Source organism: Qipengyuania sp., from assembly GCF_964227205.1.
Taxonomy (GTDB): Bacteria; Pseudomonadota; Alphaproteobacteria; order Sphingomonadales; family Sphingomonadaceae; genus Qipengyuania.
Genome location: NZ_CAXQVB010000002.1, coordinates 245363 through 263699, shown reverse-complemented (window position 1 = coordinate 263699; position 18337 = coordinate 245363). Strand labels below are relative to the sequence as shown.

Annotated in this window: 18 protein-coding genes; 9 read left to right on the top strand and 9 right to left on the bottom strand. The window is 62.2% G+C overall.

The annotated features are described in order from the left end of the window. Positions 1-365: 365 nt before the first annotated feature. From hisI to ACEQZ0_RS03170, 3 genes are read left to right on the top strand one after another with little or no spacing between them, the layout of a single operon-like run. Complete coding sequence (gene hisI, locus ACEQZ0_RS03180) at positions 366-698, top strand: phosphoribosyl-AMP cyclohydrolase (RefSeq protein ID WP_370189911.1); 333 nt, start codon at positions 366-368, stop codon at positions 696-698. A 32-nt stretch (positions 699-730) separates the two neighbouring features. Then, a complete protein-coding gene (locus tag ACEQZ0_RS03175) occupies positions 731-1189 on the top strand; it encodes a MerR family DNA-binding transcriptional regulator (protein ID WP_370188334.1) in 459 nt (152 codons plus the stop codon). A 52-nt stretch (positions 1190-1241) separates the two neighbouring features. Further along, on the top strand, positions 1242-3047 hold the full coding sequence (locus ACEQZ0_RS03170; protein WP_370188333.1) for an acyl-CoA dehydrogenase C-terminal domain-containing protein: 1806 nt from the start codon (positions 1242-1244) through the stop codon (positions 3045-3047). A 55-nt stretch (positions 3048-3102) separates the two neighbouring features. On the opposite strand, the gene ACEQZ0_RS03165 is transcribed toward ACEQZ0_RS03170, so the two are convergent. The 5 genes from ACEQZ0_RS03165 to tyrS form a co-directional block, all read right to left on the bottom strand. Continuing rightward, the gene (locus ACEQZ0_RS03165) at positions 3103-3798 is read right to left on the bottom strand and encodes a dienelactone hydrolase family protein (RefSeq protein WP_370188331.1); all 696 of its coding nucleotides are present in this window, start codon (positions 3796-3798) and stop codon (positions 3103-3105) included. Then, positions 3798-4715, bottom strand: coding sequence for a cysteine synthase A (gene cysK / locus ACEQZ0_RS03160; protein ID WP_370188329.1), 918 nt, complete (start codon positions 4713-4715; stop codon positions 3798-3800). Before cysK ends, ACEQZ0_RS03165 begins: the two co-directional genes overlap by 1 nt. Further along, positions 4712-6022 (bottom strand): MFS transporter, encoded by a 1311-nt coding sequence (locus tag ACEQZ0_RS03155; protein ID WP_370188327.1) that lies wholly within the window; start codon positions 6020-6022, stop codon positions 4712-4714. Before ACEQZ0_RS03155 ends, cysK begins: the two co-directional genes overlap by 4 nt. A 73-nt stretch (positions 6023-6095) precedes the next feature. Then, positions 6096-6434, bottom strand: a complete 339-nt coding sequence (locus tag ACEQZ0_RS03150; protein WP_370188325.1) for a PilZ domain-containing protein — start codon at positions 6432-6434, stop codon at positions 6096-6098. A 113-nt stretch (positions 6435-6547) separates the two neighbouring features. Beyond that, positions 6548-7777, bottom strand: a complete 1230-nt coding sequence (tyrS, locus tag ACEQZ0_RS03145; RefSeq protein WP_370188323.1) for a tyrosine--tRNA ligase — start codon at positions 7775-7777, stop codon at positions 6548-6550. Between the two features lie 32 nt (positions 7778-7809). Here tyrS and ACEQZ0_RS03140 point away from each other — a divergent pair, with 32 nt between their 5' ends. The 5 genes from ACEQZ0_RS03140 to ACEQZ0_RS03120 all read left to right on the top strand — a co-directional run bounded on the left by ACEQZ0_RS03140 (position 7810) and on the right by ACEQZ0_RS03120 (position 13481). Further along, positions 7810-8352 carry a DOMON-like domain-containing protein gene (locus tag ACEQZ0_RS03140; protein WP_370188321.1) on the top strand — a complete coding sequence of 181 codons (543 nt, stop codon included), beginning with the start codon at positions 7810-7812 and terminating at the stop codon, positions 8350-8352. Then, entirely contained in the window at positions 8349-9551 is a 1203-nt protein-coding gene (locus tag ACEQZ0_RS03135) for an exo-beta-N-acetylmuramidase NamZ domain-containing protein (RefSeq protein ID WP_370188319.1), read from the top strand. The genes ACEQZ0_RS03140 and ACEQZ0_RS03135 overlap by 4 nt, the downstream gene beginning before the upstream one ends. Then, positions 9551-11005: a sulfotransferase gene (locus tag ACEQZ0_RS03130; RefSeq protein ID WP_370188317.1), complete on the top strand. Its 1455-nt coding sequence runs from the start codon at positions 9551-9553 to the stop codon at positions 11003-11005. Before ACEQZ0_RS03135 ends, ACEQZ0_RS03130 begins: the two co-directional genes overlap by 1 nt. Before the next feature lie 385 nt (positions 11006-11390). Then, complete coding sequence (locus ACEQZ0_RS03125) at positions 11391-12074, top strand: aspartyl/asparaginyl beta-hydroxylase domain-containing protein (protein ID WP_370188315.1); 684 nt, start codon at positions 11391-11393, stop codon at positions 12072-12074. Positions 12075-12191: 117 nt separating this feature from the next. Next, a complete protein-coding gene (locus ACEQZ0_RS03120; RefSeq protein WP_370188313.1) occupies positions 12192-13481 on the top strand; it encodes a spinster family MFS transporter in 1290 nt (429 codons plus the stop codon). Here ACEQZ0_RS03120 and ACEQZ0_RS03115 read toward each other — a convergent pair. The 3 genes from ACEQZ0_RS03115 to ACEQZ0_RS03105 are packed head-to-tail and all read right to left on the bottom strand — an operon-like array spanning position 13478 to position 15868. Further along, positions 13478-14320, bottom strand: a complete 843-nt coding sequence (locus ACEQZ0_RS03115; protein ID WP_370188312.1) for a DUF817 domain-containing protein — start codon at positions 14318-14320, stop codon at positions 13478-13480. The two genes, ACEQZ0_RS03120 and ACEQZ0_RS03115, sit on opposite strands and share 4 nt — an antisense overlap. Next, complete coding sequence (locus tag ACEQZ0_RS03110) at positions 14307-14666, bottom strand: hypothetical protein (protein ID WP_370188310.1); 360 nt, start codon at positions 14664-14666, stop codon at positions 14307-14309. The genes ACEQZ0_RS03115 and ACEQZ0_RS03110 overlap by 14 nt, the downstream gene beginning before the upstream one ends. Before the next feature lie 20 nt (positions 14667-14686). Further along, on the bottom strand, positions 14687-15868 hold the full coding sequence (locus ACEQZ0_RS03105; protein ID WP_370188307.1) for a VWA domain-containing protein: 1182 nt from the start codon (positions 15866-15868) through the stop codon (positions 14687-14689). Between the two features lie 124 nt (positions 15869-15992). Between ACEQZ0_RS03105 and ACEQZ0_RS03100 the strand changes: the two genes are divergently transcribed. Further along, on the top strand, positions 15993-17393 hold the full coding sequence (locus ACEQZ0_RS03100) for a methyl-accepting chemotaxis protein (protein ID WP_370188305.1): 1401 nt from the start codon (positions 15993-15995) through the stop codon (positions 17391-17393). 57 nt (positions 17394-17450) lie between these two features. Here the strand turns inward: ACEQZ0_RS03100 and ACEQZ0_RS03095 are convergent, their stop codons facing one another. Further along, entirely contained in the window at positions 17451-18317 is an 867-nt protein-coding gene (locus ACEQZ0_RS03095) for an AAA family ATPase (protein ID WP_370188303.1), read from the bottom strand. Positions 18318-18337: the final 20 nt, after the last annotated feature.

The window sequence follows — 18337 nt, the reverse complement described above, 5'->3', positions numbered from 1 at the left end:
GATCCCGGGCGCCACGTGACGAATTTTACCGGACCCGCCTTGCGGCGCCGGTGCAGCCCCCCAGCATGCACCATGGGTCCATCCCTCATCGTTTTCGGATGCGCCGCGTAAACCCTCGATCGCGGCTGCGTATCCGTGACCCCCTGAACCTGGCGCTCTGACTGGCACCTGCTCCGGTGGGCAGGCCTCACGTGCCTGCGGACACATTTGTTACTTAAATGACGGCTTGAACAAACAAGCATTTGCGCCAAAGCCCGATTTTGGGTCGACTTTGTGGTTATCTTGCAACAAGTGTGGCCGCCAGGTTCGAGGTGAAGGGTGGTGATGTGACCGATGTGAACGAGCGCGAGGCAGGGCCGACGTTCATGCCCAAATTCGATGACAAGGGGCTGCTGAGTGCGATCGTCGTCCACGCCGAGACGCGCGTTGTGCTGATGGTCGGGTTCATGGACGCCGAGGCGTTAGCCGCCACCCGCGAGACGGGATTTGCGCATTTCCATTCCCGGTCGCGCGACCGGCTATGGAAGAAAGGCGAGAGTTCCGGTCACGTCCTCGCGGTGGAGGAAATTCTCGTCGATTGCGATCAGGATGCCTTGCTGCTGGTCTGTCGACCGGAGGGACCGACCTGCCATACTGGTGCGCCGAGTTGTTTCTATCGTCGGCTCGAAGGCGATGCTCTCCAACCCGTCAAGACTTGACGCTTACGTAAACGTGCGATTATGTGCAGCGCATGACCAAGCCGCTGCCCAAGGATTTTCGCGCCGACAATGGCGATCGCCGCCATGCCGGCGCCCATATCGAGCGCCCCGACGAGCTCGGTCGCGAGCAATATTCGATTTCCGACCTGACAAGCGAGTTTGGCTGTACCGCCCGCGCTCTGCGATTCTACGAGGACGAGGGGCTGATCGCCCCCTCGCGCATTGGCCTGACCCGCATCTATTCGAAGCGCGACCGTGCCCGGCTTGCGTGGATCATGCGCGCAAAAAACGTCGGTTTCTCGCTCACCGAGATCCGCGAGATGATCGATCTCTACGATCTCGGTGACGGCCGCGTCGAGCAGCGACGCGTTACGGTCGAGAAATGCAAGGCGCATGTCGCCAAGCTCAAGGAACAGCGCGACGACATCGACAGTTCGATCCACGAACTCACCGAATTCATCGATCATATCGAAAATCTCGATTCCGACTGACTAGCCTCCCACCGGCACGACGCCGACCAAAACCAGACCCAAGGACACGCAGATGCCCAGCTATACCGCGCCCACCCGCGATACCCGCTTCATCGTCAACGAGCTGCTCGACCTTTCCGGTTACGGCAACCTTCCGGGGTTCGAGATGGCCAGCGCCGACGTCACCGACGCGGTCATCAACGAGGGCGGCAAGTTCTGCTCCGAGGTCCTCGCCCCGCTCAACCTGCCCGGTGACCAGGAAGGCTGCACGCGCAACGAGGACGGCTCGGTCACCACGCCGAAGGGTTTCAAGGAGGCTTTCGACAAGTTCCGTGAAGCGGGCTGGGGTACGTTGGCGCAGCCCGAGGAATTCGGTGGCCAGGGCCTACCTCACGTCCTCGGCTTTGTGATGGAGGAATTCATCTCGAGCGCCAACCAGGCTTTCGGGATGTATCCCGGCCTCACCAATGGCGCGATCTCGGCGCTGATCGCCAAGGGCAGCCAGGAACAGAAGGAAATGTATCTGCCCAAGATGGTGTCGAACGAGTGGACCGGCACCATGAACCTGACCGAGCCCCATTGCGGCACTGATCTCGGCATGATCCGCACAAAGGCCGTCCCCAATGACGACGGGTCCTATGCGATCACCGGCACCAAGATCTTCATCTCGGCCGGCGAGCACGACATGAGCGAGAACATCATCCACCTCGTGCTCGCGAAGACGCCGGGAGCGCCGGACAGCACCAAGGGCATCTCGCTTTTCGTGGTGCCCAAGTTCCTTGTCGACGAGGATGGCAATCCGGGCGAGCGCAACGGCGTGATGTGCGGCTCGATCGAGCACAAGATGGGCATCCATGCGAACTCGACCTGCGTCCTCAATTACGATGGCGCCAAGGGCTGGATGGTCGGCGAGGAGAACAAGGGCCTCGCCGCGATGTTCATCATGATGAACGCCGCGCGCCTCGGCGTCGGTATCCAGGGCCTGAGCCAGGCGGAGGTCGCCTATCAGAACGCCGTCGCCTATGCGCTCGATCGTCGGCAGGGGCGCGCGCTGACCGGCCCGGTCGATCCCGAGGCCCAGGCAGATCCGATCTTCGTCCACCCCGACGTGCGCCGAATGCTGATGGATGCCAAGGCCTTCACCGAGGGGATGCGCGCGCTGTGCCTCTGGGGTGCCCTGCTGGTCGATCTGACGCACAAGGCGCAGACCGAGGAAGAGCGCGCCGAAGCCGATGCGATGATCGGCCTGCTGACACCGGTCATCAAGGGCTATGGCACCGACAAGGGCTATGAAGTCGCCACCAACATGCAGCAGGTCTTCGGCGGCCACGGCTACATCGAGGAATGGGGCATGAGCCAGTTCGTCCGCGATGCGCGTATCGCCCAGATCTATGAAGGCACCAACGGCGTGCAGGCGATGGACCTGTGCGGCCGCAAGCTCGCCAGCAAGGGGGGGGCAGCGATCCAGGCTTTCTTCAAGGCTGTTGGCGAGGACATTGCTGCGGCCAAGGGCGACGAGGAGCTCGGTCAGCTCGCCGAGGCACTGGAAAAAGCGCTCGGCCAGCAGCAGGCCGCGACCATGTGGTTCATGAACAATGCTATGCAGAACCCCAACCACCTCGGCGCGGGCGCCCATCACTACATGCACATCATGGGCATCGTGACGCTGGGCTGGATGTGGCTACGCATGGCCAAGGTCGCGCAGGCGGCGCTTGCTGGCGGAACCGATGACAAGGCGTTCTACGAAGCCAAGCTGGCAACCGCGCGCTACTACATGGATCGCTTCCTGCCCGACGCCGGTGCGCTGCGCCGCAAGCTCGAGGCGGGCAGCGACAGCATGATGGCGTTGGGCGAGGAGGCCTTTGCCACCACCGCTTAGGGTTCCGAACTTCTTGAAATCGAAAGGCCCGGGCTTCGGCTCGGGCCTTTTCGTTCTACCCAAGTAGCTCGTCGAACAAGGCGTGCATCGCCGCCCAGCTTTGGCGATCGGCGCTGGCATTATAGGCGGGGTTGGGTGAGCCATCGAGCATGCGCGGATTGGTGAAGCCGTGCTCGACCTCGGCGTAGGAATGGAAATGCCAGCTCGCCTTCACCGCATCCATTTCCTCCCAGAAGCCCGTTACCTGCTCGCGCGGGACAAGCGCGTCGGCATCGCCGTGACAGACGAGGATACGCGGATTGATCGACTTGTTGGCGGGCAGGGCGGTTTCGAGCAGGCCGTGAAAGCTCACGACGCCAGCGAGGTCCTGCCCGTCGCGTGCCATTTCGAGCACGGCCATCCCGCCGAGACAGAAGCCGATGGCGAGGTGCGGGATGTCGGTTTCGAGTTTGCGCAGCAGGTCGAGCGTCGCGCGAAGCCGCTGTCGCATCGCCTGCGGATCGCCACGCAATCGGCCCATGGCTGCGAAGGCTTCTTCGAAGTTCGCAGGAGCTTCGGGGCCGTAGAAATCTCCGATCAGGACGGCATAGCCCGCCTCAACAAGTTGCTGCGCCTTGGCCTCGACGCCGGGAGTGGAATTCATGAAGGTCGGAAAGATCGCCACCCCGGCGCGGGGCGTTCCCTCCGGCCGAGCGTGAAGCGCGGTCAGCTCGACCGCGCCATCGCGATATTCGACCTTCACGAAATCCATCACTCCGGCAGAAAGTCCGGTACCGAAAGATAGCGCTCGCCCGTGTCGTAGTTGAAGCCGAGTACGCGGCTTCCCGCGGGCAAGTCGGCAAGCTTCCTCTTGATTGCTGCCAGCGTCGCGCCGCTCGAGATGCCGACCAGCAGGCCTTCCTTCACCGCGCACTGGCGTGCCATTTCCTTGGCATCTTCGGCAGCGACCTGAATCGCCCCGTCGATAGCGTCGGTGTGGAGATTGCCGGGAATGAAGCCCGCGCCGATGCCCTGGATCGGGTGCGGGCCGGGCTGGCCGCCGCTGATGACAGGCGACAGTTCTGGCTCGACGCCCCAGGCCTTCATGGCAGGCCAGGTCTTTTTGAGCACTTCGGCACAGCCGGTCAGGTGCCCGCCCGTGCCCACCCCGGTGATCAGCGCGTCGATCGGCGTTTCGGCGAAGTCGTCGAGGATTTCCTGCGCGGTGGTGCGCGCATGGACCTTCCAGTTGCTTTCATTGTCGAACTGGCTCGGCATCCATGCGCCCTCGGTCTGTTCGACCAGCTCCTGCGCGCGCTCGATCGCGCCCTTCATGCCCTTTTCCTTGGGCGTCAGGTCGAAGGTCGCGCCATAGGCCAGCATCAGGCGGCGGCGTTCGACGCTCATGCTTTCGGGCATGACGAGGACCAGCTTGTAGCCCTTCACCGCCGCGGTCATGGCGAGGCCGATACCGGTATTGCCGCTGGTCGGCTCGATGATCGTGCCGCCTTCCTTCAGCTTGCCCGCCTTTTCGGCATCTTCGATCATGGCGAGACCGATGCGGTCCTTGATCGAGCCCCCGGGATTGGCGCGTTCGTTCTTCACCCAGACCTCGTCGTCGGGGAACAGGCGGGCGAGGCGAATATGTGGGGTTCCGCCGATAGTGGCGAGGACGGAGTCGGCTTTCATGGCATCTGCTCCTGCATTTTGTCTTCGGGGGGAGTGTCTAGCAATTCGTCAGGCGGGTCAAAGGTCCGCGTGGTGCGCAGCACGGGGAATATCCGGGCCCAGATGGCGACGGTGACGATCGCTCCCGCGCCGCCACCGACCACTGCCAGCACGGGGCCGACAAGGTAGGCGAGGCTGCCCGAGAAGAAATCGCCGAATTCGTTCGAGGCGCTGATCGTCAGCAGGCTGACCGAGGAGACGCGGCCGCGCTTGTCGTCGGGCGTGTGCAGCTGGATCAGCGATTGGCGGATATAGACGCTGAACATGTCCGCCGCACCGACGATGAACAGCATTGCTAGGCTGAGCGGCATCCATGTCGAGAGGCCGAACACCACCGTGGCGAAGCCGAACAGCGCGACCGCGCCAAGCATCTTGGGACCGACATTGGTCCTGAGCGGCCGGAAGCTGAACCACAGTGCGGTCAGAGCAGCGCCGACTGCAGGGGCCATGGCGAGCTGCGCGAGGCCGGTCTCGCCGACCTCCAGAATGTCGCGGGCGAAGACCGGGAACAGTGCGGTCGCGCCAGCGAGAAACACGGCGAAGAGATCGAGCGTGATCGCACCGAGGACCATCTTGTTGCGTATGACATAACGCAACCCCTCGACCATCTGGTGGATCGGGCGCTTGTTCGCCTCGCGCGGCGGCTGCGGTACCTGTCCGATGAAGGACAGCGCGGTCAGCGCCACCGCGAACAGAACGCAAGCGACGAAATAGGGCAGGGCGGGGAGGATCGCGTGGGTATAGCCACCGATCGCGGGGCCCACGATCATGCCGACCTGCCAGGCAATGCTCGACAGCGCGATGGCATTGGGAAGGATTGCCTTGGGAACGAGGTTCGGCGCGAGTGCCGACAGTGCCGGTCCGTTGAAGGCGCGCACCACCCCGAGCACGATGGCGACGCCGAACAGCGCGGGCAGCGTGAGCTTGTCGCTCCAGGTCAACCACGCCAGCGCAGAAGCGCAGCCGAACTGCGCGAGCACGGTCAGGCGGGCGATATTGCGGCGATCGAAATGATCTGCTGCCCATCCCGAAAAGGGCGTCAGCAGGAACAGCGGCACGAATTGCAGCAGGCCGATCAGCGCCAGCTGCCCCGATGCTGCGGCGACCCCCAATCCGCTGTCGCGGGCGATGTTGTAGGTCTGCCAGCCGATAATCAGCATCATCGCATATTGTGCCAGCGTCATCGTCAAGCGGCTGAGCCAGTAGGCCCGAAAATTGGCGATGCGCAGCGGCGATTGCCGGAATGCGGGAGCGTCGGTTTCGGTCACGCCGGACGCATGGCAGGCCCGCCATCGGTTGTGAAGACGGGCCTGCTTGTCGTTCTAGTAGAAGCGTTTGGGACTAGCGCTGTTTGCGCAGGCGCGGATTGGGCTGCAGCGTGTCGATCATGGCGAGAAAATCGTCGATCCGGATGATCCGTTCGAATTGGAAGCCGGCGCGGTTGTCGCGCGTCCAGATACAATAGGCCTCGATCCGCCCGATCACCGGGAGGCGTACGATCACGCGTTCACCGCGGCCGATACCATCGGCATTGTCGATCATGAAACCGTTGGCGGAAATATTGGCGATGTGCAGCCGCACGTCTCCCTTGCCGAAATGTTCGGCGATCACGGGATGATCGACCGGATGGCGCGCCATGCGCCGTTGGTCGGTTACGCTGAGTTGGGCTCCGACAGCCATACTGGCGATCCTTTTGCAACGGTGCAGTCAGACTGAACCCTATGCAGGCAAAAGGCTGCCAAATGGTAAATCGAGCGCCCGATTCGGCAACGAAACCTGCCGCTTGCGAAGTTTTAGCGGCGCAGGATCGCGTGCTTCTTTTTGCCCAGGCTGAGCTTGGCCTCGTCCCCAACAGCCACGGTCACGAGAACCCCCGGGTCGGTGATCGCCGCACCGTCGAGCTTGACCGCGCCTTCGGCCAGCTTACGCTTGGCTTCGCCATTCGAGGCGGTGAAGCCAAGCGCAGTGAGAACCGCGCCAATGCGCATGCCCTCGTCGCCAAGGGCGAGGGAGGGAAGGTCTTCCCCCGCGCCACCGCCGGCAAAGGTTTCCGCAGCGGTGCGCTCTGCCAGCGCGGCGGCGTCCTCACCCCGAACGAGCTTGGTTACCTCATTGGCAAGGACGGTCTTCGCGCGGTTGATCTCGGCACCCTCCAGCGCCTCGAGCCGGGCGATCTCGTCGAGCGGGAGGTCGGTGAAGAGGCGCAGGAAACGACCGACATCGCGATCATCGACGTTGCGCCAGTATTGCCAGAAATCGTAGCTCGGCAGCTGGGCCTCGTTGAGCCACACCGCTCCGGCCGCGGTCTTGCCCATCTTCGCGCCGTCGGCGGTGGTCAGCAGCGGCGTGGTCAGGCCGAACAATTCGCTGCCGTCCATCCGGCGCGCGAGTTCCATGCCGTTGACGATATTGCCCCATTGGTCGCTTCCGCCCATCTGCAGCCGGCAGCCGTAGCACTGTGCCAGCTCGCGGAAATCATAGGCCTGCAGGATCATGTAGTTGAATTCGAGGAAGGTCAGCGGCTGCTCGCGTTCGAGCCGCAGTTTCACCGAATCGAAGGTCAGCATGCGGTTGATGGTGAAGTGCGGGCCGACATCGCGCAGCAGCTCGATGTAGCCAAGTCGGCTCAGCCATTCGTCGTTGTCGACCATCACGGCGTCGGTGGGGCCGTCGCCGAAAGCCAGCAGGCGCTCGAAGACCTCGCGGATCCCGGCGATATTCGCCGCGATATCCGCATCGGTGAGCATCTTGCGGCTTTCGTCCTTGCCGCTGGGATCGCCGACCTTGGTCGTCCCGCCGCCCATCACCACGATCGGCTTGTGCCCGGCCTGCTGGAGGCGCCGCAACATCATGATCTGCACGAGGCTGCCGACATGGAGAGAGGGTGCGGTGGCATCGAAGCCGATGTAGCCCGGCACTATCTGCGCGGCAGCGAGCGCATCGAGGCCTGCAGCATCGGTGATCTGGTGGATATAGCCGCGCTCGTCGAGGAGGCGCAGGAGATCGGACGAATAGTTGCTCATGACGAAGCGCCCGCTAGCAGGTAAGGAGCGGCATGGAAACGTACCGATTGCGGCCGCACCCGGCCCATCCTCCCCGGGCGGTTTCAGCCGTCGAGGCGCGAATCACCGGGCGCGATGAAAACTGGCTTAGACTGCGCTGGCGGATCGAGAATTCGGTCGATCTCGTGATCCCACCCTTTGCAGGCAAGGGCCGCGCGGACGGCTTGTGGCAAACCACCTGTTTCGAGTTGTTCCTGTGCCCCGAGGGCGGCGAAGCCTATTGCGAGTTCAACCTTTCGCCTTCCGAGCGGTGGAATGCGTATGATTTCACCGCCTATCGGGAAGGAATGCGCCAGCGTGAGTTGCCGCGGGAACCTGGGTGCACGATTCGCCAAGGCAGCAGTTTCGCGATCTTCGATGCCGCGCTGCCGCGTGCCGGCCTGCCAACCGGTTCGTGCGCGATGGCATTGACCTGTGTCATCGAGGAGCGAGGCGGGCGGAAGAGCTATTGGGCGCTCGACCACGCCACTGACGCGCCCGATTTCCATGATCCGGCTTGCTTCATAGCGCAGCTTGCGGCACCGAACGCGGCATGAAATTCGGCATCGATCGGCTTATCACCGAAGAGGAATTGCGCAGACCACTCGAGGGCAAGCGCGTTGCCTTGATCGCACATCCCGCTTCGGTCACCGCCAGCCTCGACCATTCGCTCGACGCGTTGATCGGGCGCGACATCAATGTGAGCTCCGCCTTAGGCCCGCAGCACGGGCTCAAGGGCGACAAGCAGGACAATATGGTCGAAACGACCGACGAGACCGATCCGCAATACGGCATCCCGGTCTTCAGCCTTTATGGCGAAGTGCGCCGCCCGACCGGCCAGATGATGTCGAGCGCCGACGTGTTCCTATTCGACCTGCAGGACCTCGGTTGCCGGATCTACACCTTCGTCACGACCTTGCTCTACCTGCTCGAGGAAGCAGCGAAGACGGGCAAATCGGTATGGGTCCTCGACCGTCCCAACCCCGCCGGTGGGCCGATAGAGGGGACGCTGCTCGAGCCAGGCCAGGAAAGCTTCGTCGGAGCCGCGCCCATGGCAATGCGGCATGGCCTCACCATGGGCGAGATGGCGCACTGGTTCGTCGACCATTTCAGCCTCGACGTCGATCTGAAGGTGATCGAGATGCGCGGTTGGACGCCGGGCAAGGCGCCGGGCTATGGCTGGCCCGAAGACCGGATCTGGATCAATCCCAGCCCCAATGCCGCCAGTCTCAACATGGCGCGCGCCTATGCCGGCACGGTCATGCTCGAGGGCACCACGCTGAGCGAGGGCAGGGGGACGACACGCCCGCTCGAGGTGTTGTTCGGCGCGCCCGATGTGGATGCGAAGGCGGTATTGGCCGAAATGCATGATCTGGCGCCGGTATGGATGCGCGGCTGCGCGATCCGCGAATGCTGGTTCGAACCGACTTTCCACAAGCATGCCGGTACGCTGTGCAACGGGTTGATGGTGCATGCGGAAGGCAAGTTCTACGATCACCACGCCTTTCGCCCCTGGCGCTTGCAGGCGCTGGCCTTCAAGGCCATCCGCCGCCTCTACCCCGCTTATCCCTTGTGGCGCGATTTTCCCTACGAGTACGAGTTCGACCGGCTTGCGATCGACGTCATAAACGGGGGATCGGCCTTACGCGAATGGGTCGACGATCCCGAGGCAGTGCCCGACGATCTCGACGAACGCGCCGAGGCCGACGAAGCGGCGTGGCGGGAAACAATTGCCCCGCACCTGATCTACAGCTGATGCGCGCGACGGCGAATGCGCTCTCGCGAGAGGCGGCTTTGCTCTATCGCTCGGGCCGCTTCGACGCGGCGCGCGAGACATATGGGCGCTTGCTGGAGAGGGATCCGCAGCGGGCCGACGACTGGGTCAATTACGGTCTGCTGCTGAGGATGAAGGGCGATTTCCATTCAGCCCTTTGCGCCTATGATGCGGCCCTGGAGCATGGCGCTGCACGAGCCGAAGAGGTCCATCTTAATCGCGCCGTTATCTTGGTAGATGATCTGGCGAAGCCGGAAGAAGCGCTGGAAGCGCTCGAGGCTGCACTGGACATCCGGGCCGACTATGTACCGGCGCTGCTTAACCTCGGAAACATCCGCGAGGATGCGGGCGACCGCGAAGCGGCTTGTCACGCATATGGGAGGGCACTCGAACTCGAACCGGAAAATCCGATGGCGCTGATGCGCCTCGCCGAAGTCACTCGTTTCGAGGGGCCGGACGATCCGCTCATTGCGCGCTTGCGGAAAGCGGTCGCGCAAGCCGGTCGCACCGCGCTCGAACGCGCGGATATGGGTTATGCACTGGGGCGTGCGCTCGACGAGTGCCGACAATACGACGAGGCGTTTGCCGCCTATCGCCTTGCCAACCAAGCGAGCCGCGGGCTGGCCCCGCATCCTTACGATCCAGCGGGAGCGGAGCGATTCATTGAGGCGCTGATCGCGGCCTTCCCTTCCCGAGGTAACGAAGCGAGCGGTGGTGGCGCGTCACCCATATTCATCTGCGGGATGTTCCGCTCTGGATCGACGCTTGTCGAGAGAATCCTGGCAGCACACAGCCATATCAAGGCCGGGGGCGAACTGCCCCTGTTGCCGAACATGGTCCGTGAGCGCTTGCAGCCCTATCCTCAGTCGCTCGCTGGTCAAACGGAAGCTTTTTACGACCGACTGCGCGGACTTTATCTCGAGGGTCTGGCGCGGATGGGCCTCCGGGGCGAAGGTTTGACCGACAAACGGCCTGACAATTTTCTACATGTGGGATTGATCAAACGCCTGTTTCCCCGGGCAAAGATCGTCCTGACACGGCGCAATCCGCTCGATAATTGTCTATCGGTGTATTTCGCCCATCTCGACCCCACTCTAAGTTACGCCGCAACGCTGCAAGGGGTGGCACATTGGCATAGCCAGTACGAAAGGCTCGCATCGCACTGGCAGGCGCTCTTTCCAGATGACATCCATTTCGTGGATTACGATTTGCTGGTCGCCGATCCGCGTAATGAAGTGCGACGCTTGCTCGAATTTCTAGATCTCGAATGGGAAGTTGCGTGCCTCGAACCGCACCGGGGAAATGCACGGGTCCGCACGGCCAGCGCATGGCAAGTGAGGGAACCGCTCTACAAGCGTTCGTCGGGACGATGGCAGAACTACGCCGCGCATATCGGTCCGCTACTCGAGGTATTCGGAGAGCCTGGAAATCCTTGACCTCCTGGCCGGGGGCGCTGACAGTCTGCAATCTCATCGACAGGAACGCGCGATGCCAGTTACATCCCCACCAGTTATGTCCGTTGCGGAAGCAGACAGGCGCCTATCGCGGGATCAGTATGATTTTTCTGCACTGATCGCCAAGGGCGACCATCATTATGGGCATGGCGAATTGCGGGCCGCAGGTTCTTTCTATGGCATGGCAGTTTCGGTGGCTCAGAGCGGGCGCCCGGCGGATACCAGGGAAGCCAGTCGCGCGGTCCAGGCCATGCAAGAGATCCAGGGGCATTTCGTGCGCCACCTGGTTGCCTCGTTGACTGAAGCAGGCCACCCCCAGAGGGCTTGGCATCCACGTTTTGCCCAGTCGCTTGCCATGATGATCGGCATGGCCGAGCGACCGCCGGAATCGCGTGCCTATCCGGCTATGCCCAATGTTTATTATTATCCGGGTCTCCCCCATGTGGAGTTTGCCGATACGCGGCAATTCGAATGGCGCGAGGCGGTGGAAGCGCGTACTGAGGAGATAGCCGAGGAAGCGCGCGGTCTATTGGCCGGTTCAGGTACGTTCAAGCCCTATGTCCAGGCGGAAGCCGATCGTCCGCAAGGCGACATGCACGGAATGCTCGACAATGACGATTGGAGCTCGCTCGACCTGATCGAGAAGGGTCTTCCGGTTGAAGACCATATTCGTTATGCGCCCATCGCCTATCGTACGATTACCGAGGAAGTCCCGGTCTGCACGATCCCCAACCGCGCTCCGACGCTGCTTCTCTCCTTGCTCAAGCCGGGTAAGAAAATTCCACCGCATCACGGCATGCTCAATCCGCGCTACATTTGTCATTTACCATTGATAGTCCCGGGCAACGGCGCATTGCGGCTCGGGTCACAGAAACGCGAGTGGCACAAGGGTGAGTTGCTCGCCTTCGACGACACGATTGAACATGAAGCCTGGAACAATTCGGACGAGGACCGGCTTGTCCTGCTGTTCGACGTCTGGAGGCCCGAGCTCGAACCGATCGAGCGAGCCCAGATTGCCGCGCTGTTCGAAGCGGTCGACACCGCAGCCTGAACGAGCGGACAACCGACCGACCATTCGATTTTCGATCAACAGGGTTGACGAAATACCCCGAGCAAGGAAGCTTGGGCGAAAGTGACGGGCATACCCGCGCTTCGGGAGAGGAAGACAATGGCGACGGCGACGGCACGGAAGGCCGGTGGATCGGTGCGGGTGACCCTGTGGATCCTGCTGGTGGTCTACATATTCAACTTCATCGACCGGCAGATCGTCAATATTCTGGCCGAGCCGATCGCGCAGGAACTGCGCCTGAGCGATACGCAGATCGGGCTGATGACGGGGCTCGCCTTTGCGCTGTTCTATACCGTCCTGGGCTTGCCCATCGCGCGGTTCTCGGATCGGCCCTCGACCAACCGACCGTGGCTGATCGGCACCGCGCTGGCGGTGTGGTCTGCGATGACCGCGCTTTGCGGCCTGGCGCAGAACTTCGTCCAGCTACTGCTTGCCCGCATCGGCGTGGGGGTGGGCGAGGCGGGCTGTACCCCGCCTGCGCACTCGCTGATCGCCGATCTCGTCGAACCCGCCAAGCGCGCCTCGGCACTCGCCTTCTATGCTCTCGGAATTCCGATTGGCACGCTGCTCGGGATGCTGATCGGGGGACTGCTCGCCGATACGGTGGGGTGGCGCAATGCCTTCCTTATCGTCGGACTGCCGGGCCTGCTGCTGGCGGTGGTCGTCTTCATGGTGCTCAGGGACCCGCGGCGCACGGGGATGATGCAGGCGTCGGCTACATCGCAACCGGGCGCGCAGATGCCGATGGGGGACGCACTCAAGGCGATGTTCAGTTCGCGCGCTTTCGTGCTGCTTGTCACCGCGGGGTCGGCCGCGGCTTTTCTTGCCTATGGCAAAGTCACCTGGATCACGATCTTCTTCCAGCGTACCCATGGTCTGACGCCGGGTGAAACGGGTTTCTGGTTTGGACTGGTCAATGGTGCCGCAGGCATCACCGGGACCTTTCTCGGCGGTTATCTGGCCGATCGCTTCGGGTCGGCCAACCGGCGGCATGTGCTCACCGCACCCGCAGTGGGCATGGTGGTGACGATACCCTTCGCGCTGTTCGCCTTCATGAGTGACGACTGGGTTATGGCGCTGGCGCTGCTGATTGTGCCGACGCTCTGCAACTCGCTCTATTACGGTCCGACCTATTCGAGTGTGCAGGGCTTGGTGCCACTGCGTGCGCGGGCGATTGCGGCGGCGGTACTGCTGTTCTTCCAGAACCTGATCGGCCTCGGTCTGGGTCCGCTGTTCTTCGGGATGCTGTCTGACGTGCTCCAGCCGACTTACGGGGAGGAAAGCGTGCGCTATGTTCTCTACGGCGCGACCTTGCTCGGCGTGGTCCCTGCATTCTTCTTCTGGCGCTGCTCGCTGCGGCTCAACGAGGAGCTCGACCGGAAGGACTAGTCGGGTTCGCGAATGGGCGAGACCAGCGCAACCAGCACGAAGCTGATTAGCATCAGCAGGAACCAGCTGCCGAGCTTGGCAAGGCTGACCATACGCCAGCCGTTCTCCTGTCCGGGATAGGTCCAGGCGCGCGCGAAGGTGCCGATATTCTCGGCACCCCAGATGAACAGCGCGACGAGCAGGAAGCCAAGCAGCAGCGGCATCCAGCGATGCGCGCGCCAATTGCGGAAATGCACGCGCGTTCTCCAGAACAGCAGCCCGGTCGCGGCGAACAGCGCCATGCGGATATCGGGCAGCCAGTGGTGGGCGAAGAAATTGATATAAATCGCGGCCGCAAGCAGCCAGGTCGCCCAGCGCGGCGGATAGGCGGTGTAGCGAAAATCGAAGATTCGCCAGACGCGCGCGATATAGCTGCCGACAGCGGCATACATGAAGCCCGAGAAGAGCGGCACGGCATCTATGTGGAGCAGGCTTTCCTCGGGATAGATCCACGATCCCGCCGCGGTCTTGAAAAGCTCCATCACCGTGCCGACGACGTGGAAGATCAGGATGACCTTGGCTTCTGCCCAGGTTTCGAGCCGGAAGGCGAGCATGCCAGCCTGGATCGCAACGGCCGACAGAGTCAGGAAGTCATAGCGATGGAGCGGCGCATCCGCGGGGTAGAAGAAATGCGTCGCGAGCAGCAGCGCGAGCAGGAGAGCTCCGAAGAGGCATGCCCAGCCCTGCTTGAAGCCGAACAGCAGGAATTCGTAGAGCCACAGCCGCCAACCCGTGCCGGGATCGAATTGCTCGAGGCGGAGGCGAACCGCTTCGAAGCGAGAGTGGTTAGGCGCCGTCATCGCTGCGAGCGCGTTTTGCGCGCCGGGTAGCCTTCGTATGACTTTCGCTATCGCGATATTCGGGAGGAAGGCGATATTTCGTGTGTTTGTCGAAATATGTGTCGGACCATTCGATGTAAGCCTTCCAACCGACAGCTATCACGAAGCAAGCATAGAACATTCCCATTGTCGCCGAGATGCCCAAAACGATCAAGGTTGGCGTCGAGGCTCCGAATGTCAGCGCAAGCAGGAACAGAAAGCCGAAAACTCCGCCTTTCATGGCCTCCCGGTCAAGGCCGCCATCCGAGATGAAGTAGATGCCGCCTCGTGAGTTAAAAACTCGCGATCTAATAAATTCGCGCCGCACCCGTAGGAACTCTCCTAGGTTCACCCTTGCTTGCGGCTCAATTCGCGCATGGCATCGTCGAGACCATCGAGCGTCAGCGGGTACATGCGGTCGTTGACGATTTGCTTCATCACCTTGGTCGACTGCGAATAGCTCCACTGCTTTTCGGGTACCGGGTTGAGCCAGACGGTCGCGGGATAGGTGTTGACCACTCGCTGCATCCAGGTGGCCCCTGCTTCCTCGTTCATATGCTCGACGCTGCCGCCCGGATGGGTGATTTCATAGGGGCTCATCGCCGCGTCGCCGACGAAGATGACCTTGTAATCATGGCCATATTTGTGGAGCACGTCCCAGGTCTTGGTCCGCTCCTGCCAGCGGCGACGATTGTCCTTCCACACGCCTTCGTAGAGGCAATTGTGGAAGTAGAAGAATTCGAGATTCTTGAACTCGGCCGTCGCCGCGCTGAAGAGCTCCTCGCACAGCTTGATGAAGGGATCCATCGAGCCGCCCACATCGAGAAACAGCAGCAGTTTCACTGCATTGTGCCGCTCGGGTCGCATATGGATGTCGAGCCAGCCCTGCTTTGCCGTACCGTCGATCGTCGCATCGAGATCGAGCTCGTCGGCGGCACCTTCGCGCGCGAAACGGCGCAGGCGGCGGAGTGCCATCTTGATGTTGCGGGTACCGAGCTCTTTCGTGTTGTCGAGGTTTTTGAACTCGCGCTTGTCCCACACCTTGAGCGCGCGCTTGTGTTTGCTCTCGCCGCCGATCCGCACGCCTTCGGGGTTGTAGCCCGAATTGCCGAAGGGCGAGGTGCCACCCGTGCCGATCCACTTATTGCCGCCTTGATGGCGCTTTTCCTGTTCTTCGAGCCGCTTTTTCAGCGTCTCCATGATCTCGTCCCAGTCGCCCAGGCTCTTGATCTTGTCCATCTCCTCCGGCGTGAGGAACTTCTCGGCCACGGCCTTAAGCCAATCCTCGGGAATATCGACCGGGTTCTGGCCGTAATCGGTGAGGATGCCCTTGAAGGTTTTCTGGAAAACCTGGTCGAACCGGTCGAGGAGGCCCTCGTCCTTCACGAAGGTAGCGCGGGACAGGTAATAGAACGCCTCGGGCGACTGCTCGATCACGTCGCGGTCGAGCGCCTCAATCAACGTCAGGTGTTCCTTGAAGCTGGCGGGAATACCCGCCGCGCGCAGCTCGTCGACGAAATTGAAGAACATGGCCGCAGGTCTAGCGCGTGCGGCACCACTGCACCAGTGCAGGAATCGCAAAGCATTTTTACGCTCCGCTAACCATCTGTCTTTATGGCGACCCGCAGCGAAATATATCGGGGGTCACCTAATAATGGAACTCAGCGCGATCGATGCCCGCGGCGCATCGGCCCTGGACCGGATTCCGGAAGCCTGCGGCAAGGTAACCGTGGGCTGTTCGGATGTCGCGGGGATCGTTCAGGGGGTGATCGATTCCTTCGGTCACCTGCGCAGCGAATATGTCGAACTGCAGGGAACGGTCAGCGCGCTCGACGAGGACCAGCGCAAGGTCCTCGAAGCGAGCGACGAAGCGCGCCTCCTGTCGGAACGGGCGATAGAGCGTCTCAACCATGGTTCGACCATGATCAGCAACTCGCTGAACGAGATCGGTAACCTGCTGAGCCTGGTCGAGACATTGACCGAGCATGTCACCGGGTTCGCCGCGGCGATGGACCAGGTGCGCCGTTCGAGCCAGGAGATCGACCAGATCGCCGAGACCACGAACATTCTCGCCCTCAACGCCACGATCGAGGCGATGCGCGCCGGCGAACAGGGCCGCACCTTCGCGGTCGTCGCCAACGAGGTGAAGGCGCTCGCCAGCGAAACCCGCAAGGCGACGGAGGAAATCGGCCGGACGATCGACATGCTCGGCAACGAGGCCGGACAGGTGATCGAGAAGATCGAAAGCGGGGCCGAGGCGAGCAGCCAGGCGAAGAATTCGGTCGGCTCGATCGAAGATACGATGCGCAGCGTCACCGAACTGCTGATGGAGGTCGACGGGCAGCAGGAGCTCATCGCGCGGAACACGGCGACGATATCCGATCACGTCCACCGGGTGCAGGACGTGCTCGGCGATTTCGACGGCGCGGTGAGCGAAAACGAAGACAAGCTCGCGACCGCGCATGGTCGCATGGAAGACCTCGAACTGATCGCCAGCGATATGTTCGACAAGCTGGTCAAGGCCGAACTCTCGCCTCAGGACAGCGCCACGGTCGAGAAGGCGAAGGGCCACGCCAGGGAAATCGTGGCCATTGCCGAAGAGGCGATCGCTGCAGGCACACTGACGATGGACCAGCTGTTCGACCAGGACTACCGGCCCGTCCCCGGCACCAATCCACAGCTCTATCGCACAAGCCTGAGCGACTGGGCCGATGCCAACTGGCGCCCGCTCAACGACCGCGTGAGCGGCGAGGGCGGGGCGGTAATCATGTGTTCGCAGGCCGATATGAAGGGATTTCTCCCGACGCATGTCACCGAACATTCGCGTGCGCCCACCGGAGACCTGGCACACGACACCAAATATTGCCGCAACGGTCGCATCATCCTCGAGGGCGTCGATCACGTCGCCAAGACCACGAGCGATCCCTACACCATGGCGGTCTATCGCCAGGAGGGCGACGGCAAAAATTACCTCGTGGTACGCAACGTCTACGTGCCGATCGAGATCAACGGTCGCCGTTGGGGCGATTTCGAACTCGCCTACAGCTTCAACTGATCTAGTGCCTGTCTCCTGGGCCCGACGCCGGCTCGCGCACGCGCGCGGGCCGGCGTCTTACGTTTGCCGGCGCGCCATGAAGGCGAGACGTTCGAACATCATCACGTCCTGTTCGTTCTTGAGCAGTGCGCCATGCAGCGGCGGGATCGCGGCGTTGGGGTTGGCGTCCTGCAGCACGTCGAGCGGCATGTCTTCGTTGAGCAGCAGCTTGAGCCAGTCGAGCAGTTCGCTGGTCGAGGGTTTCTTCTTCAGGCCCGGGACCTCACGGATTTCGTAGAAGACCTCCATCGCCTTGGTGACGAGGGTCTTTTGAATTCCGGGGAAATGGACCTCGATGATGTCGCGCATCGTCTCGCGGTCTGGAAACTTTATGTAGTGGAAGAAGCAGCGGCGCAGGAACGCATCGGGCAGTTCCTTCTCGTTGTTCGAAGTGATCACGACGATCGGACGCTCTTTCGCTTCGATGCGCTCGTGCGTTTCGTAGACGTCGAAGCTCATGCGGTCGAGTTCCTGCAACAGGTCGTTGGGAAACTCGATGTCGGCCTTGTCGATCTCGTCGATCAGCAGGACAGGGAGCTGTTCGGAGGTGAATGCCTCCCACAACTTGCCCTTCTTGATGTAGTTCGAAATGTCGTGGACGCGCTCGTCGCCGAGCTGGCCGTCGCGCAGGCGGGCGACCGCGTCGTATTCGTAAAGGCCCTGCTGCGCCTTGGTGGTCGACTTCACGTTCCACTCGATCAGCGGGGCGTCGATCGCCTGGGCTATTTCGTGCGCGAGGACCGTCTTGCCCGTACCGGGCTCGCCCTTGACCAGCAGCGGGCGGCGCAGCGTCACCGCGGCATTGACGGCCACCTTGAGGTCGTCGGTGGCGATATAGGATTTGGTCCCCTCGAAGCGGGCAGGCTCGCTGGTCTGTTCGGTCATCGGTTTTCCCTTGCAACTTT

What these genes read in the sequence shown, in the direction of transcription:
- hisI (WP_370189911.1), top strand. Translation starts at nt 366, where the DNA reads ATGCCCAAATTCGATGACAAGGGGCTGCTGAGTGCGATCGTCGTCCAC.
- ACEQZ0_RS03175 (WP_370188334.1), top strand. Translation starts at nt 731, where the DNA reads ATGACCAAGCCGCTGCCCAAGGATTTTCGCGCCGACAATGGCGATCGC.
- ACEQZ0_RS03170 (WP_370188333.1), top strand. Translation starts at nt 1,242, where the DNA reads ATGCCCAGCTATACCGCGCCCACCCGCGATACCCGCTTCATCGTCAAC.
- ACEQZ0_RS03165 (WP_370188331.1), bottom strand. Translation starts at nt 3,798, where the DNA reads ATGGATTTCGTGAAGGTCGAATATCGCGATGGCGCGGTCGAGCTGACC.
- cysK (WP_370188329.1), bottom strand. Translation starts at nt 4,715, where the DNA reads ATGAAAGCCGACTCCGTCCTCGCCACTATCGGCGGAACCCCACATATT.
- ACEQZ0_RS03150 (WP_370188325.1), bottom strand. Translation starts at nt 6,434, where the DNA reads ATGGCTGTCGGAGCCCAACTCAGCGTAACCGACCAACGGCGCATGGCG.
- tyrS (WP_370188323.1), bottom strand. Translation starts at nt 7,777, where the DNA reads ATGAGCAACTATTCGTCCGATCTCCTGCGCCTCCTCGACGAGCGCGGC.
- ACEQZ0_RS03140 (WP_370188321.1), top strand. Translation starts at nt 7,810, where the DNA reads ATGGAAACGTACCGATTGCGGCCGCACCCGGCCCATCCTCCCCGGGCG.
- ACEQZ0_RS03135 (WP_370188319.1), top strand. Translation starts at nt 8,349, where the DNA reads ATGAAATTCGGCATCGATCGGCTTATCACCGAAGAGGAATTGCGCAGA.
- ACEQZ0_RS03130 (WP_370188317.1), top strand. Translation starts at nt 9,551, where the DNA reads ATGCGCGCGACGGCGAATGCGCTCTCGCGAGAGGCGGCTTTGCTCTAT.
- ACEQZ0_RS03125 (WP_370188315.1), top strand. Translation starts at nt 11,391, where the DNA reads ATGGCCGAGCGACCGCCGGAATCGCGTGCCTATCCGGCTATGCCCAAT.
- ACEQZ0_RS03120 (WP_370188313.1), top strand. Translation starts at nt 12,192, where the DNA reads ATGGCGACGGCGACGGCACGGAAGGCCGGTGGATCGGTGCGGGTGACC.
- ACEQZ0_RS03115 (WP_370188312.1), bottom strand. Translation starts at nt 14,320, where the DNA reads ATGACGGCGCCTAACCACTCTCGCTTCGAAGCGGTTCGCCTCCGCCTC.
- ACEQZ0_RS03105 (WP_370188307.1), bottom strand. Translation starts at nt 15,868, where the DNA reads ATGTTCTTCAATTTCGTCGACGAGCTGCGCGCGGCGGGTATTCCCGCC.
- ACEQZ0_RS03100 (WP_370188305.1), top strand. Translation starts at nt 15,993, where the DNA reads ATGGAACTCAGCGCGATCGATGCCCGCGGCGCATCGGCCCTGGACCGG.
- ACEQZ0_RS03095 (WP_370188303.1), bottom strand. Translation starts at nt 18,317, where the DNA reads ATGACCGAACAGACCAGCGAGCCTGCCCGCTTCGAGGGGACCAAATCC.